Origin of the sequence: Burkholderia crassaminum (assembly GCF_964265005.1) — a bacterium.
In the GTDB taxonomy this organism is placed as follows: domain Bacteria; phylum Pseudomonadota; class Gammaproteobacteria; order Burkholderiales; family Burkholderiaceae; genus Burkholderia.
Genome location: NZ_OZ183801.1, coordinates 93,069 through 108,458, shown reverse-complemented (window position 1 = coordinate 108,458; position 15,390 = coordinate 93,069). Strand labels below are relative to the sequence as shown.

Sequence of the window (15,390 nt, the reverse complement as noted above, 5' to 3'; positions counted from 1 at the left end):
GGCGACGGCGACGCGCGTCGGGCGGGTCAGTCGTCGAGCGCGGATTCCGGGCGCGGCTCGTTGAGCAGTCCGTGGCGCGCGAGCAGCGTGCGCATCGTGTTGCGCGTGACGCCGAGCAGCTCGGCGGTGCGCACCTGGCTGAACCGGCAATGCTCGAACGCCTCGGAGACGACCAGTTCCTCGATGTCGCGCAGCAGGCTTTCGCCGGGCGCGCGAAACAGGCGGCGCACGCCCGTGCGGATGTCGTCCTGCGGCAGGGTCGTTGCGGCGGCGTCCGCGAGCGCATAGCCGGCGAGCGCCTCCGAGAACTTCAGGTGCTCGGGGCGGATCAGGTTGCCGTTCGACACGAGCAGCGCGAGGTGCATGACGTTTTCCAGCTCACGGATATTGCCGGGCCACGGATACGCATGCAGCGCCTGGACCGTGCCCTCGGACAGCATCGGCTGCGGTCGCTTCAGCTGCGCGCAATAGCGCCCGCGGAAATGCTCGGCGAGCGGCAGGATGTCCTGCGGTCGCTCGCGCAGCGGCGGCAACCGTACGCGGGCGAGACTGATCCGGTAGAACAGGTCCATCCGGAAATTGCCGGCCAGCACGGCCTGCTCGAGATCGACGTTGGTCGCCGCGACGACGCGGACGTCGACCGGCCGTGGGCGGGTCGCGCCCACGCGCGTCACCTCGCCTTCCTGCAGCACGCGCAGCAGCTTCGCCTGTAGCGGCGGCGCGAGATCGCCGATTTCGTCGAGAAAGATCGTGCCGCCGTGCGCTTCCTCGAAGTAACCGAGGCGCCGCCCCTGCGAGCCGGTAAACGCGCCGGGCTCGTGACCGAACAGTTCGCTCTCCGCGAGCTGCTGACTGATCGCGCTGCAGTTGACCGCGATGAACGCGCCCGAGCGGCCGCTGACATGGTGGATATGACGCGCGACCAGTTCCTTGCCGGTGCCCGTCTCGCCCATGATCAGCGCGGGCGCGGCACTGGGCCCGATCTGCTCGACGAAGCGCAGCACCGCGCGCGACGCGGGATCGGCAAACACGAGCGCCTTCGCGCGCACCGACAGGGGGCGATGCTCGCTTTCCGGCAGCGCAATGAGCGAAGGGAAATCTGTGCGGTTGTCCATGATCCAAACCCTGGCGAACCGGTTATCGATACTGGCGTCCGCCCAAGGGATTGATCATAGTCAACCCCGCGCACAGGCAAAATGCCGATTGCTGTGATGCTTCGCTGCCGCGCGCAGATAACGAATCCCGTGTGCGCCGCCCGGCAGGATGTCCGATGTATCCGGAAGCTTCCGTTCGGCAGCCACGCGCGCCCCCTTTGGGAGCGCTCAGTCCCATTTGATTCCGGCGTCAGTTTCACGGTTGCAACGGACATTATCCTGGTCAATTCCGTAACATGGCATTTGCGTCTACTTCAGAATCCCCTAGCTATATAAATAGGGCGATTTTTTCGCCAAAATGACGGCCAAAATATTCAATTTAATTACTTGCATCTTTCAAATTCATTCACTCACTTATTCGCGCCCCATATTAAATTCCCCGTTTCGCAAATAACCAAAAACTATTCACGCATCATCGACACGACCCCATTAGAATCGTGACGGCAAATCAATATGAATTTTTGCTATTTGCTAATAAAAATTTCTTATGTTGCGCCGCAGCGTTAACCCTCCTATAGTTCGACGAAACAGTACATACCGGTTCGAATAAATCAGCCGGATTGAACAGAATTCGTTTATTTCGATTTTGTTTTCAATCGCCGCGCGCATCTCGCAAAAATAAATTCGCTCTATGGATTTGCATATATTTCCTTGCACAATCATTTTAGCAATTGCCTCGGAGCTTCAAGATGTCACATCTGCACGGTAAGGAAGAATTTTTCGACACTGAGCTCGTGTCTCCATCCGATCTCAAGAAAATTCTCTATTTGCCAAAAGAGGATCTTCAGTTTATAGAGCATGCGCGCGCAGCCATATCGAATGCCCTGAATGGCATATCCGACAGGCTTCTGGTTATTGTCGGCCCCTGCTCCATTCACGACACCGCAGCGGCACTACAGTACGCGGAATATCTTTCCCTCCTTCGCGGCCGGTTGAGCAAGGATCTGGAAATCGTGATGCGCGTCTACTTCGAGAAACCAAGAACGCGCCTGGGCTGGAAGGGTTTGATCAACGATCCGCACCTGGATGACACCTGCGACATCGCGGCCGGCTTGCACACGGCGCGCAAACTCCTTCTCGACATCGCCGCGATCGGCTTGCCGGTTGCAACCGAATTCCTGGATGTAACGAGCCACCACTACTTGTCGGATCTCGTCAGCTGGGGGGCCATTGGTGCAAGAACGACGGAGTCCCAGATCCATCGCGAGATGGCGTCCGGTCTGCCTTGCCCGATAGGGTTCAAGAACGGCACCGATGGCGGCATCAAGGTTGCCGTCGACGCGATCCTTGCGTCATCCCGGCCGCACCATTTTCTCGGCATTGCGCAGGATGGCCGTTATGTCAGGCGCAGGACCCCGGGCAACCAGTCCGGTCACCTGGTACTCCGAGGCGGGCCCACACCCAATTACGACGAGCAAAGTGTCGCAACGGCATGCAGCATGCTGTCGGCGAACGGCTTGACGCCGCGCGTGGTGGTGGACGCCAGTCATGGCAATAGCGGCAAGCAGCATGAAAACCAGTTGTCGGTTTGCGACGAACTGAGTTCCCGGATCGCGCGTGGCGATGCTCAAATCGCCGGCATCATGATCGAGTCGAACCTCGTTGCCGGTAGCCAAACGCTGAAGCCGGGCAAGGCACTTGTCTATGGGCAAAGCGTGACCGACTCGTGTATCGGCTGGCAGGAAACCTCGCTCATTCTGCAGCGGCTCGCATTCGATGTCCGAAGGCGTCGCAAGCTGCTTGCCGGCGCCAGCCAGCCGTTGCAGGTCCAGTTCGGCTGAGAGACCGCTTCAGAAAGCCCCGGATCCGACTACGCCATGATCAATGCCAGCCATACCGCACCGCAGCCCGACGGGGATGAGATCGGTGCTTGCCTAGCCCGCATCGACGCGATCGACACGACGATCCTCGCGCTGCTCAACAGCCGCTGCGAGGAGGCCGCGCATATCGACCGCACGGAGCCGCGCGCCGGGCATCCGACGCCCCAGGCCTCGTGGGAATCGCGGATTCTCGAACGTCTGGGCGTCGAGAACCGCGGCCCGTTGGCGCCCGCTCACTTGAACGATATCTGGCAGCAGATCTTCAGGTCGTGCCGCGCGGCACGACAACCGTTTCCGTTGCCTACCGCCTATCTGGGACCTGCCGGAACGTACAGCGAAGACGCCGCCGTGTCGCACTTTGGCATCGGGCAGCCTCGGCTCCCGTGTGCGACGGTCGACGAGGTCTTCAATGCCGTGATCGCCGGTACCGCTGCGTACGCGGTCGTACCGGTCGAGAACTCGGCGGAAGGCCCCGTGGCTCGGACGCTGGACCTGATCGAGCAGGCGGGCTTGCCGATCACCGGGGAAATCATCCTGCCGGTCGTCCACTGCCTGCTTTGCGTCACCGACAATCTTGAAGGAGTCCAAAGCGTGCTGGGACACCCGCAGGCTCTGGCGCAATGTCGCCAGTGGCTGGACACACACCTGCCCGGTGTGGAGCGCCGGCCGGTATCCAGTAACGCAGCGGCGGCCAACGCGGCGCACGAATCGTCCGCGCAGGCCGCCATCGCCAGCGCGCGTGCGGCAGGCATCTATGGACTCCAGGTGCTTGCCCACGGGATCCAGGATGACCCGTTCAACAGTACGCGGTTTCTCGTCGTCGGCGCGTCGCCCGGATCGCCAACCGGGCACGACCGTACGCTGGTACTCGCGGAAATCGCGAACGCGGCGGGCAGTCTCGCGCAGCTGCTTGCGCCACTGGAGCAACGCGGGATCTCGGTGACGCGCATCGAAACCAGGCCGATCCGGGGCGAACTGTGGAGCTACCGGTTCTATCTTGAACTGGCTGGTCATCCGGAAGACGAACTCATCGCCGCCGCGCTCAGCGAAATGGCGGAGACTTCGACGAGGTTTCTCGTGCTGGGGTCCTATCCGTGCAACGTAAGCCCTGATGTCGCGCCGACGGCCGGCATCGAACCGAATGCTCGCGACACCCGCGTGCGCGGCGGGAGGGCCCGCGTGCCCGCCACCGCGCGGGCACGGGTTGCGGCTCGCAGAGAGACATGACGTGAACTCGATCCCGGCAAGCACATCCGTGCACGCACACTCCGATCCGTCATCCACCAACAGCCGAACGGGGGACGATCCGGCACGCATCGCGCTCATCGGCATGATGGGTGTGGGAAAAACGGCTGTCGGACGGCAGCTAGCGGCAATGCTGAAGTTTCCATATGTGGACTCTGACCGCGTTGTCGAGGCCAGGACAAACTGGACCGTGGCGGAATTGTTCGCGCACGACGGGGAAGCTGCGTTCCGTGCGATGGAGGCCGGTGTCGTCGACGAACTCACGCGGTGGCCACGGGCCGTTATTGCCACGGGTGGCGGAGCCATCCTGGATACACATACACGTCTTGTGTTGACCAGTCGGACGCGAGTCGTCTGGCTAAGGGCGGAACCCGAGGAACTCTTGCGCAGAATGTCGGACGACTCGCAACGCCCGTTGTTGCGTCACGGCGACCGGCTGCAGGCATTGCTCGAACTGAGTGCACAGCGCGCCCCGCTCTACCGGCAATGTGCGCACGTGCAGGTCGACACGGATGGAAAGACCGTGGCGGACGTCGTCGCAGACATTCTCGGTCATTTGAGCCCGAGCCATTTGAATCGCGAAACCGGTCGCGACGCCGTAACCCATACAGGTCCGTCATGATCTGCGCGCGGTCGCACACGCCATCGCAACATTGATTTCATGCGCGTCGGGCTGAAGAGACCGGGATGGGCACCCAGCGCCCGACCGGCATTCACACTTCGAGCACATGAAACATGCGGATATCGGCTCACGCGGCGAGGTTCGACCCATTGAGCCTTTGATCGCGTAAGCGCAATCATCTTTTGGATAGGTTTGCAATAGACGATACGTATTCCTTAATTATTAACAAATATCGAACCCCGATACATTGTTTGGAGGGCTACACCGTGTCAACCCTGATTCCGGAATCTCCCGTTCTCGAGAAGTCCCGCGCGTATCGCCCCCAATCAATGAGCGTCGTCGACCTGTTGTGGCGGGCTGCACACCGGTACCCCAGCTCGGGGTTACGGTTCGTCGCCAGTGTTCCCGGCGAGGAGGACTTGTTCGTCACGTACGCTGCGTTGCTCAACGAGGCACGGAACATAGCCTCCGCGCTGCGCCTTCTCGGGCGCCGGCCCGGCGACAAAGTCGTGCTCGTGCTCGATGACGCGCGAGATTTCATCCCCGCGTTCTGGGCATGCCTCCTGGGCGGCCAGATTCCCTGCCCGCTCGCCCCGATCCGCAACGACCCGGCTCGCTGGGAACGGACGATCGAGCATGTCTGCACGTTGCTGGACGATCCGCTGCTGATCACGACCGAGGCGCTTGAAGGCTATCTGCCGGACGATTCGCTGGTCGTGACGCTCGACACCTTGCGCCACACGCTGCAGGGATTCAACCACGCGCCCGCGCATGAGGCGTTCCCCGACGACCCCGCCGTATTCGTGCTGACATCCGGCTCGACCGGCAATTCGAAGGCGGTGGTACTCACCCACGGCAACCTGCTTGCGTCGATGGCCGGCAAGAACGAGCGCCAGCGGCTGAGCGCGTCGGACGTCACCCTCAACTGGATCTCGTTCGAACACGTCGCCGCGCTGCTCGAGGCACACCTGTTGCCGCTCTATGTGGGCGCCCAGCAGGTGCACGTGGATTCGGGCACGATCATCGCCAACCCGCTGGTTTTCCTCGATCTGGTGAGTTGCTACCGCGTATCGATGACCTTCGCGCCCAACTTCCTGTTTGGACAGATCAATGCGGCACTCCGATCGGCCAGCCCGGGCGCACTGCAATCGAGTTCCGTCGACCTGTCCAGCCTGCGGCACATCGTATCCGGCGGCGAAGCGACCGTTGTCGACACCGGCCGGCGATTCCTCGAGCTGCTGGCGCCGTTCGGGCTGTCGCCGCACGCGCTGTGGCCGGCCTTCGGCATGAGCGAAACCTGCGCGGGGTCGATATATTCGCGCGAGTTTCCGGCGGCGGACACGTCGCGCGAGTTTGCCGACCTGGGTACGCCGATCGCGGGGCTGCAGATGCGCATCGCGGACGACGAAGGCGTACCCGTTCCGGATGGCGAGCCCGGAGAGCTGCAATTGCGCGGCGCGATGGTCTTCAGCGAGTACTACCGGAACGAAGAAGCGACGCGCGCAGCCTTCACCCTGGACGGATGGTTTCGCACCGGCGATCTCGGGCGTGTCGAGAACGGAAAACTTCATCTGGTCGGCCGCAGCAAGGACAGCATCATCGTCAGCGGCGCGAACTACTTCAGCCACGAGCTTGAAACGACCGTCGAACAGCTCGACGGCATCGAACGCTCGTTTGTCGCGGCTTTTCCGACCCGTCCGAAAGGTGTCGATACCGAGCAGCTGGTCGTCGCGTTCGCCACGTCGATCCCGGCGGACGACGAGGCGCGGCTTCATCAGCTATGTATTGCCGTGCGCAACACCACGATCCTCCAGTGGGGCTTCCGGCCGACGCTGATTCTGCCGCTGCCCAAGCACGCGTTTCCCAAGACCAGTCTCGGGAAGATCCAGCGGGCCACACTGCGCAAGCGCCTGGAGGCGGGTGAATTCGCCACCGAGATTGCGCGCACGGCGGAGGCGACAAGCCGGCAAACGGGTGGATACGTGGCGCCGGAGGGCGCGACCGAGACGGCGCTGGTCGAGATTTTCGCCAACCTGTTTTCGCTCGAGCGCACCTCGGTGAGTACAACGGCGAGCTTTTTCGACCTCGGCGGGACGTCGCTCGACATCCTCAAGCTCCAGCAGGCGATCGACCGCCGCTTCGACGGGACGCTGAAGATCTCGTTGTCCATGATCCTGCAGAATCCCAGCGCCCGCCGGCTGGCCGCACGTCTCGATCCGGCGCGCGCAACGAACGCCGCCTATGACCCGATCGTTCCGCTGCAGACCACCGGCACCAAGACGCCACTGTTCTGCATTCACCCTGGTGTCGGCGAAGTCCTCGTGTTCGTCAACCTGGCGAACTATTTCGTCAACGACCGTCCGTTCTACGCGCTTCGCGCTCGCGGCTTCAATCCCGGCGAGCCCTACTTCGGGTCGTTCGACGAGCTGGTCAAGACCTATGTCGACGCGATTCGCGCGCGTCAGCCCCACGGACCTTACGCGATAGCAGGCTACTCGTACGGCGGCGCCGTGACCTTGCCTGTCGCCAGGCTGCTCGAGTCGCAGGGAGAACGCGTGGCCTTTGTCGGCAGCATCGATGCGCCCCCGCTCATCCGGCATCCTCGCGGCAAGGTCGATGCCGTCGAGAGCGCCGTCATGCTCGCCTTCTTCCTGTCGCTGATCGACACCGAGCAGATGGAGACGTTGCCGGCGCAACTGCGCGCGATCGAAGATCGTCAGGATATCCATGAATATCTGTACGGCATCGCGCCACGGGATCGCCTCGCCGAGCTCGGGCTCGACCTGCCGGGCTTCACCGCGTGGTCGAAGCTTGCCCTGGCGCTATCCGACATGGGTCATGCGTACGTGCCGTCGGGCACGATCGAATCGGCCACGGTGTTTTATGCGGACCCACTGTGGGGCGCCAAGCAGGATTACCTCGATCGGGAACTCCGGCGCTGGGACGAATTTACGCGGGCGCCAAACCGCTACATCGAGGTGACCGGCGAGCATCACACGATCCTCGATCCGCGGCACGTGACGGCGTTCCAGGCGACGCTGCGCGCGGAAATCGACCTCGCGCTGAACGGCCTGTAACGCCGCACCGGAGACAGACATGACAACGACAGTCCGGCAGTTGAGCGTCAACGACGTCGACCTTGATTATGTGGATCAGGGTGCGGGCAACACGATTCTATTCGTGCACGGCTACATTTCGGATCACCGCGTATGGGACGCCCAGCAGCAGACGATTCCCGCCGGTTATCGCTACATTGCGCCTTCACAGCGCTACTTCGGCACCCGGCCGTGGCAGGACGAAGGCGAGAGCTTTTCGTTCGCGACGCACGTCGACGACCTTGCCGCCTTCGTCCATCGCCTGGACGTGGCGCCGGTGCACGTGGTCGGATGGTCGTATGGCGCGGCGCTGGCGCTGGCGCTCGCCGTGAGGCACCCGGATTGCGTACGCAGTCTCTTTGCCTATGAACCGGGCAGCGTGACCTTCGTCACCGATCCCGACGACATCCGCATCCTCGCCGACGACCGTGCCGACATGGTGACGCCCGCCGTCGCGGCACAAGAGCGCGGCGACCTTCGTGACGCGCTGCGCCAGGTTTTCGATCACGCGAATGGACGCACCGGCCTGTTCGATACGCTGGCCCCTGCGACTCGCTCTGCATTCCTTGACAATGCCCGGACCATCCCTCTGCTGTTCCGCTCGCCGCCGCCGCTCCCCATCACCGATGTCGAGCTCGGCCAGATCAGGGTGCCGGTGGCCATTGCAAGGGGTGAGCTGACCCGCACGTTCTATCGGGTCGTCGCGCAAACAGCCGGCCGCCTGATTCCCGACGCACGTCTCGTTGTCCTGTGTGACGGCATGCACGCGGCACCGGTTCTCACACCTGAACGGTTCAACGAAGCGTTCCTTGCCTTTCACCGCGACATCGACGCCCGGCTGACATCTCCGGTACGGGCACCCGCTTGAATACCCGCACGTCATGCACGTTACGTACGTGTTGCACGCCCCCCAGGGCCTTTTGAACCAATGGATAACCCAAACATGAATGCACCCGACGAAAAGCGTACCCAGAAATGGGTCCTCACGCTGACATCCATCGCCGCATTGATGGCCATGCTCGATTCGATGGTCGTTGCGACCGCGTCGAACGCCATCCGTGCAGACCTCCATGCATCGATCGGCGCGCTCCAATGGACGATGAACGCCTACAACCTGAGTATCGCCGCGCTGCTGCTCAGCGGCGCGGCACTCGGCGACCGCTTCGGGCGGCGGCGCATTTTCGTCCTCGGACTGTTGCTGTTCGTCCTGGCCTCGGCAGCCTGCGCGTTGTCGCGAAGCGCGCAATGGCTGATCGTGGCGCGCATCGTACAGGGCGCGGGGGCAGCGCTGATCACGCCACTGGCGCTCGCACTGCTGAGCGCGGCATATCCGCCCGAGCATCGCGGCAAGGCACTTGGCCTGTTCAGCGGCATCATGGGTCTTGCGCTCATTATCGGCCCGGTGCTCGGCGGCGCCATTGCCGGAAACGCCGCCTGGCAGTGGATCTTCTGGCTCAACGTACCGATCGGACTGGCCCTCATCCCGCTCGTGCAGCGCCACATCCCCGAGAGTTTCGGCCCCAACGTCGCGATTGATGCCCCGGGTGCGCTACTGGTCATGGGCGCGGCGCTTGGGCTGGTCTGGGGCCTGACACGTGGAAGCGCCGTCGGTTGGTCAAGTACGGAAGTTGTCACCGCGCTCGCCGCAGGGTTCGTACTGGCGGTCGGATTCATCTACCAGGAATCTCGCACGGCCCAACCGATGGTGCCGTTGCGCTTCTTTCGCTCACGAGCGTTTTCTTCCGGCATCGGCGCAAGCTTCCTGTTCTATGCGGGCATGTACGGCGTCGTGTTCTTCCTGCCGCAATTCTTCCAGTTCGCCCAGGGCGAAGGGCCTTTCGGCGCGGGGCTGCGTCTGTTGCCGTGGACGGCCACGCTCTTTGTCGTCGCTCCCGTGGCGGGCAACATCGTCGACAAGATCGGCGAGCGCCCGCTGATGCTCGTCGGGCTGTTGCTACAGGCGCTTGGCTTCGCGTGGATCGCCTGGGAAGCCAGCCCCGACGTTCCCTATACGCACTTGATCGTGCCGCTGGTGCTGGCCGGCGCCGGCGTTTCGATGGCAGGCCCCGCCGCGCAGAAGGCGGTACTGGGTGCAGTGACGGTCAAGGAAATCGGCAAGGCGTCGGGCATATTCAACATGTTCCGGATTCTCGGAGGCGCGTCCGGGATCGCAATCGCAGTCGTCGGATTCTCCAGCGCCGGCAGCCTCGGTTCCGCCAGGGAATTCACGCTCGGGTTCGTCTACGCAATGGCCATCGCAGCCATCCTCTCGCTTGCCGCCGTCGTCGCGTCCGCGTGGCAACCGGCCCGCGTCGCGGTCACCCAGGATCCGGCCGACGCAAAAATCTGAGGACACTGCACCACGTCTCGCCTCGGGGGCAGCAGTTGCCTGAACTGCTCCCCCGCAAAATCCGGCGAGATCCGACTGAATCCAAGGCCGTTCATCTCCGCACCCTTCCACCCGGTACGGCGTCTTTTTGTATGTCGACATCATCGCCGTCACGCCAAACGCGTTCATCGCCCAGCGAATGCCTAGGGAAAATCCGGAGACATCCTTACAGCGATTTATCTGATGATTCACGGAAGCGTCATGTTTCGGCGATCCAGTCGTCCGCCAGGCTTTCAATTCGCGTCACGAAACCGATGCCGCCTCGCGGCCATCACGATGACCGCGGTCTGAAACGGCAGTCGCTGGCAAATCGTCAGGCGCTCAATACTTTCAACAACCCGGTCGAGAGTAATCGTGAGATTCCGTGGCCCGCTGGTGCGGTGGAGACGAGGCGACGCGCGAAACCTGCGCGCCGCGATCGCGTCCTCCGACGACAGTGACGGCTGGCAAAGCCCTCGCCTGCATCTGTCGATCTACACCATCCTGTCCTGTCGTTCCGTTCGCCGCCACAACGCCGTCGCCGCGCGTGCCTACGTCGCGATCCATACCGACGACGTGGCATCGCTGCTGCCTTAGCGCGCCGCCCCTTTCCCTGTATCCGTTCGACCTGATCGCCGTGTCGCCAGACCGGTGACGGGATCGGCTCGCGCTTCGTTTCCGCGCGATCCCTCTCGAAATCGAACGGACTCCTCATCGTTGCGTATCGCGCTCGCTCACCGCGAGCGGCGATCACGCACGCCCGCTTCATCCGATGAACCATCGCGCCCCGACCCGCGCATCGCGGATCGACACGCGCACCGAAAATGGAAGACTTCGTCATGCGAACCCGCACGCTTGCCCGCGCCATTGCAACCGCCGCCATCCTGTCGGCCGCCGCGTCCGCCGGCACGACCGCCCACGCGGCCGGTGAACTGAACATCTACAACTGGTCCGACTACATCGCACCGGACACGATCCCGAACTTCCAGAAGCAGACGGGACTCCACGTCCGCTACGACAACTACGACAGCGACGACACGCTGCAGGCGAAACTGCTGTCGGGGAATTCCGGCTACGACATCGTCGTGCCGACGTCGAACTACATGGCCAAGCAGATTCAGGCGAGCGTCTACCAGCCGCTCGACAAGTCGAAGCTGCCGAACCTGTCGAACCTCGATCCGCTGCTGATGAAAATGGTCGCCGACGCCGACCCCGGCAACCAGTACGGCGTGCCCTGGGCCTACGGCACCGACGGCATCGGCTACAACGCCCAGGCCGTGAAGAAAGCACTCGGCGACAAGGCACCGGTCGACAGCTGGGCACTGGTGTTCGATCCGGCCAACATGGCGAAGCTGAAGAGCTGCGGCGTGTCGTTCCTCGACCAGGCCGTCGACGTGTTCGCGGCCACGCTGCAGTACATGGGCAAGGATCCGAACAGCACGAACCCGGCCGACTACCGCGCGGCGTACGAGGTGCTCAAGAAGGTGCGCCCGTACATCACGCAGTTCAACTCGTCGGGCTACATCAACGACCTCGCAAACAACGACCTGTGCGTGTCGTTCGGCTACTCGGGCGACGTCGGCATCGCGCATCGCCGCGCCGCCGAAGCGAAGCGCCCGTACGAGATCCGCTTCGCGAATCCGAAGGAAGGCGGGCTGCTGTGGTTCGACATGATGGTGATCCCGAAAGACGCGCCGAACCGCGACGCCGCGCTGAAGTGGATCAACTACCTGCAGGACCCGAAGGTCAACGCCGGCATCACCAACGCGGTGTTCTATCCGACTGCGAACAAGGCCGCGCGGCAATACGTGAAGCCGGCCATCGCGCGCGATCCGTCGGTATATCCGGCCGACGAGGTGTTGAGCAAGATGACGCTGCTCAAGCCGATGCCGCCCGAGATTCGCCGGCTGCAGAACCGGCTGTGGGCGCAGTTGAAGACGGGGCGCTGAGCGGAGGCGCGCGACACGAAGACAGCCGACGCCGCGCCTCCGGCCGTCCAGGCGGAGGCGCGTACGCCGCCGACACGCTCGTGCTCGCGTCGTTGCGGCAGACGTTCGACCCGTTCGCGACGTCGCCCGACCTGCCCGGCTACCTCATCAGCCGCGTCGCCGAACACGGCCGCCGGCGCGCGGCTGAAATGCGCGAGGTCTGCGAGACGCTGCGCGAAGGCGGCTTCGCGCCGGAGATGAGCGTGGCATGCGCGCGCGTGCAGGATCGCTTCGTCGACAGGATGGCCGGGCACGGGCTCGACTACGACGCGCTGCCGCCATTCGGCCGGGCGCGGCCGCTCGACCTGCTGGACGGCCGACAACGACAGGAACCGGCCATGCCGCGCGGGACGTCGAGACGAACGCGCTCGACACCGTTCGATGCGCTATCGCAGCGCCTGCTCCGCGGAAAACGCGTCTTCCACGAAGCGAATCACGTCATCGAGCGACGACGTGCACGCGGCGTCCGGCGCCAACGACGCAAACGCACCGTCCGGCCCGAAACAGACGAGCGGCTTGCGCCAGCGCTGCGCGAGCGCAACTTCTTCGGCGGTGCCGTGCCCGCCCGGCAGCGCGACGATCAGGTCGCTGCTCAGCACGTTCACGTAGTTGCGGTTGATCGTGTGCGGCTCCGCATCCGGCTCGCGGCGCGGCAGCGGCGTGAGGATCGGGATGTCGACGAACGGATGCGGATAACCGTCGAGCGGCACGAAGCCCGCAAGCGGATCGGCCTGTGTCGGCAGGATGCCGATCGATCGTCCGGCCCGCCCGGGCACGCCGGCGAACGCACGCGCGACCGCGAGCATCACGCCCTGCCCGCCGCCCGTCAGCAGGTTGAAACCGGCCTGCGCGAGCCATGCGCCGAGCGGCTCCGAAAACGCGAGCCACGGCTCCTTGCCCGAGCCCATCACGCCGATCGTCTTGTTGTTCTGCTGCATCGTGGTTTCCGGTGAAGTCGTTGGATTGCGCGCGATCGCGGCGCTCACTCGAGCTCGACGCCCTTCAGTTCGGGAATCAGGAACAGCGTCGCGACCATGTCGAGCACGTAGAGGCCGGCGAGCATCGCGATGGCTGTCTGGAACGAGTAGTGCGCGGCCAGTGCGCCGACCGCGACGGGGCCGAAGCCGCCGACCGCGCGACCGATATTCCACAGCACGTTCTGCGCGGTTGCGCGTGCGGCCGTCGGATAGCCTTCCGACATCAGCGTCCCGTAGCCACCGACCATCCCGTTGACGAACATGCCCATCAGCGCACCGGCCCACAGCATCGCCGTGGGGTCCGACAGCTGCGCATACGCGATGACCGTCGCCACCGCGCCGAGCTGGTACAGCAGGAACGTCGGCTTGCGCCCGATGCGGTCGGCCAGTTGCCCGAACACCCAGACGCCGATCATCATCCCGACGACCGTCGCCGCCGTCCACAACCCCGACTTCGTCAGCGAGAAGCCCATCTGTTTCGACAGGAAGGTCGGCAGCCAGATCATGATCCCGTAGTAGCCGAAGTTCTGGACCGAACACAGGATCACGATGCCGAGGCTCGTGCGTGCGGTGCGGCCGTCCGCGACGAGCAGGCGGAACGCGTTGGGCTTCGGCTGCGCCGCGCGCTGCACGAACGCTTCCGGCTCGTGCAGCTTGTTGCGCATCGCCCACGCGAGCAGCGCGGGCAGCACGCCGACCAGGAACATCCCGCGCCAGCCGATGTGCAGCAGCAGGAACGGTGTCAGCAGGGCGGCCAGCAGCACGCCGGCCTGCCAGCCGAGCGCGACGTAGCACGACACGCGTGCGCGCTTGCTCGCCGGCCACGCTTCCGCCGCGAGCGCCATGCCGATCCCGAACTCGCCGCCCAGCCCGATGCCCGCGATGGTGCGGTAGACCAGCAGATCCCGGAAACCCTGCGCGAACGCGCACAGCCCGGTGAAGATCGCGAACAGCAGGATCGTCCAGGTCAGCACGCGCACGCGCCCGTAGCGGTCGCTCAGTGCACCGAACAGGATGCCGCCCGCGACGGCGCCGATCAGCGTCCAGGTGACGAGCGCGCCGCCCTGCCCGGAGGTCAGATGCAGCGCCGCCGTGATCGCCGGCAGCATGAAGCCGAGGATCAGCAGGTCGAAGCCGTCCATCGCATAACCGATCGCCGATCCGGCCAGCGCTTTCCACGCGTACGCGCCGACCTGCTCCACGCGCGGGGCCGACGGGCCGCCGAGCGTCGAAGATTTCATGTTTGCTGCCATGGTGTCCCGCCACGATTGTCCGGCGACATTCTAAGGCCTGCGCCCGCGAGCGAAGGGCCGGCAGGCAGGCCGGTGGCGAGGCGCCGCGCGCGTCGGCACCCGCTTGCGGGACGGCATCGCGCAAACCTGCGGGCAACGAACGGGAGGGAACAACAGCGAGCCGGTGTCGGCGGTGAAGCCTGCGATGTCGCGGTCAGGCCGGACACCGGATGAAAAACGGCGTGGTGGGAGCATGTTGCCGGCCGGTCAGCTTGCGCGAACCGGGCGGCGCCGGATGGCCCGGCGTCCCGGCCGGCTTCAGCCCTGGTCGTCCCCGGGCCACCAGGTCTTGGCCTCGCGGTCGACGGCAAGCGTATCGAGATCCCTGCCTTCGAGCCATTTCGGCCGCGGGCCGCGGCCCGACCATGAGCGGCCGGTCGTCGGATCGTAGTACTTGGCAGGTGCCTTGCGTTTTCGCTGGACGATGTAGCCAAGCGCGCTCAGCACTTCCTGCTGCGTAATTCCCAAAAGCTCGACCTGTTCCTTGAATGCCGCGAGCGCGGCCTGCTTCTCCTTCTGCTTCGCATCCGACAGCTTGATGTTCAGGTCCCGAAGTTGTGCTTCGAGTTCCTGCAGGGCCTGGGTCATGTATTCATCCTCTTTGGGCATGTTTTCGCAAAAAGCTCCGATGGCGGAACCTACCACGAAGTTCCGCCGATGGGTGCTCTCAAATGTGTGAATCGTTTGCCAGAGCCGGCATGGCTTGCGCAATACGCACTAAACGACGTCGCGCGTCAATCAATGACAGACAGGACCGGGCCGGCATCGCGCAGCCCGCCGCGTACGAAGGCACGGTGAACGGCTGCGGCAAGTAAGCGCCGCACCTGGC

Annotated in this window: 12 protein-coding genes and 1 pseudogene; 9 read left to right on the top strand and 4 right to left on the bottom strand. The window is 64.1% G+C overall.

From position 1 onward, the window contains the following. Positions 1–26 precede the first annotated feature (26 nt). Positions 27–1,115 carry a sigma-54 interaction domain-containing protein gene (locus tag ACPTTF_RS33770; protein WP_423371975.1) on the bottom strand — a complete coding sequence of 363 codons (1,089 nt, stop codon included), beginning with the start codon at positions 1,113–1,115 and terminating at the stop codon, positions 27–29. A 728-nt stretch (positions 1,116–1,843) separates the two neighbouring features. Here ACPTTF_RS33770 and ACPTTF_RS33765 point away from each other — a divergent pair. The 9 genes and pseudogenes from ACPTTF_RS33765 to ACPTTF_RS33725 all read left to right on the top strand — a co-directional run. Then, the gene (locus ACPTTF_RS33765) at positions 1,844–2,935 is read left to right on the top strand and encodes a 3-deoxy-7-phosphoheptulonate synthase (protein WP_423371974.1); all 1,092 of its coding nucleotides are present in this window, start codon (positions 1,844–1,846) and stop codon (positions 2,933–2,935) included. A 36-nt stretch (positions 2,936–2,971) separates the two neighbouring features. Further along, positions 2,972–4,201: a prephenate dehydratase gene (pheA, locus tag ACPTTF_RS33760; protein ID WP_423371973.1), complete on the top strand. Its 1,230-nt coding sequence runs from the start codon at positions 2,972–2,974 to the stop codon at positions 4,199–4,201. Between the two features lies 1 nt (position 4,202). Next, positions 4,203–4,841 (top strand): shikimate kinase, encoded by a 639-nt coding sequence (locus tag ACPTTF_RS33755; protein WP_423371972.1) that lies wholly within the window; start codon positions 4,203–4,205, stop codon positions 4,839–4,841. A 329-nt stretch (positions 4,842–5,170) separates the two neighbouring features. Continuing rightward, positions 5,171–7,918 carry an AMP-binding protein gene (locus ACPTTF_RS33750; RefSeq protein WP_423372606.1) on the top strand — a complete coding sequence of 916 codons (2,748 nt, stop codon included), beginning with the start codon at positions 5,171–5,173 and terminating at the stop codon, positions 7,916–7,918. A 19-nt stretch (positions 7,919–7,937) separates the two neighbouring features. After that, positions 7,938–8,804 (top strand): alpha/beta fold hydrolase, encoded by an 867-nt coding sequence (locus ACPTTF_RS33745; RefSeq protein ID WP_423371971.1) that lies wholly within the window; start codon positions 7,938–7,940, stop codon positions 8,802–8,804. A 75-nt stretch (positions 8,805–8,879) separates the two neighbouring features. Then, on the top strand, positions 8,880–10,286 hold the full coding sequence (locus tag ACPTTF_RS33740; protein ID WP_166958728.1) for a DHA2 family efflux MFS transporter permease subunit: 1,407 nt from the start codon (positions 8,880–8,882) through the stop codon (positions 10,284–10,286). Between the two features lie 393 nt (positions 10,287–10,679). Continuing rightward, the gene (locus ACPTTF_RS33735) at positions 10,680–10,901 is read left to right on the top strand and encodes a hypothetical protein (protein WP_166958730.1); all 222 of its coding nucleotides are present in this window, start codon (positions 10,680–10,682) and stop codon (positions 10,899–10,901) included. Between the two features lie 242 nt (positions 10,902–11,143). Then, on the top strand, positions 11,144–12,253 hold the full coding sequence (locus ACPTTF_RS33730) for a polyamine ABC transporter substrate-binding protein (RefSeq protein WP_423371970.1): 1,110 nt from the start codon (positions 11,144–11,146) through the stop codon (positions 12,251–12,253). After that, a pseudogene (locus ACPTTF_RS33725) lies at positions 12,226–12,510 on the top strand (DUF1932 domain-containing protein); the annotation flags it as partial. The gene ACPTTF_RS33730 and the pseudogene ACPTTF_RS33725, both read left to right, overlap by 28 nt. Positions 12,511–12,678: 168 nt before the next feature. Here ACPTTF_RS33725 and ACPTTF_RS33720 read toward each other — a convergent pair. The 3 genes from ACPTTF_RS33720 to ACPTTF_RS33710 form a co-directional block, all read right to left on the bottom strand. After that, positions 12,679–13,230 carry a DNA-binding protein gene (locus ACPTTF_RS33720; protein ID WP_423371969.1) on the bottom strand — a complete coding sequence of 184 codons (552 nt, stop codon included), beginning with the start codon at positions 13,228–13,230 and terminating at the stop codon, positions 12,679–12,681. Positions 13,231–13,274: 44 nt separating this feature from the next. After that, a complete protein-coding gene (locus tag ACPTTF_RS33715; RefSeq protein ID WP_166958738.1) occupies positions 13,275–14,522 on the bottom strand; it encodes an MFS transporter in 1,248 nt (415 codons plus the stop codon). A 297-nt stretch (positions 14,523–14,819) separates the two neighbouring features. After that, the gene (locus tag ACPTTF_RS33710; protein WP_166958740.1) at positions 14,820–15,149 is read right to left on the bottom strand and encodes an H-NS family nucleoid-associated regulatory protein; all 330 of its coding nucleotides are present in this window, start codon (positions 15,147–15,149) and stop codon (positions 14,820–14,822) included. Between the last annotated feature and the right edge of the window lie 241 nt (positions 15,150–15,390).

Bases quoted from the DNA above. Each gene is read 5' to 3' on its own strand.
- ACPTTF_RS33770 (WP_423371975.1), bottom strand. From the start codon at position 1,115: ATGGACAACCGCACAGATTTCCCTTCGCTCATTGCGCTGCCGGAAAGC.
- ACPTTF_RS33765 (WP_423371974.1), top strand. From the start codon at position 1,844: ATGTCACATCTGCACGGTAAGGAAGAATTTTTCGACACTGAGCTCGTG.
- pheA (WP_423371973.1), top strand. From the start codon at position 2,972: ATGATCAATGCCAGCCATACCGCACCGCAGCCCGACGGGGATGAGATC.
- ACPTTF_RS33750 (WP_423372606.1), top strand. From the start codon at position 5,171: ATGAGCGTCGTCGACCTGTTGTGGCGGGCTGCACACCGGTACCCCAGC.
- ACPTTF_RS33745 (WP_423371971.1), top strand. From the start codon at position 7,938: ATGACAACGACAGTCCGGCAGTTGAGCGTCAACGACGTCGACCTTGAT.
- ACPTTF_RS33740 (WP_166958728.1), top strand. From the start codon at position 8,880: ATGAATGCACCCGACGAAAAGCGTACCCAGAAATGGGTCCTCACGCTG.
- ACPTTF_RS33730 (WP_423371970.1), top strand. From the start codon at position 11,144: ATGCGAACCCGCACGCTTGCCCGCGCCATTGCAACCGCCGCCATCCTG.
- ACPTTF_RS33720 (WP_423371969.1), bottom strand. From the start codon at position 13,230: ATGCAGCAGAACAACAAGACGATCGGCGTGATGGGCTCGGGCAAGGAG.
- ACPTTF_RS33715 (WP_166958738.1), bottom strand. From the start codon at position 14,522: ATGGCAGCAAACATGAAATCTTCGACGCTCGGCGGCCCGTCGGCCCCG.
- ACPTTF_RS33710 (WP_166958740.1), bottom strand. From the start codon at position 15,149: ATGACCCAGGCCCTGCAGGAACTCGAAGCACAACTTCGGGACCTGAAC.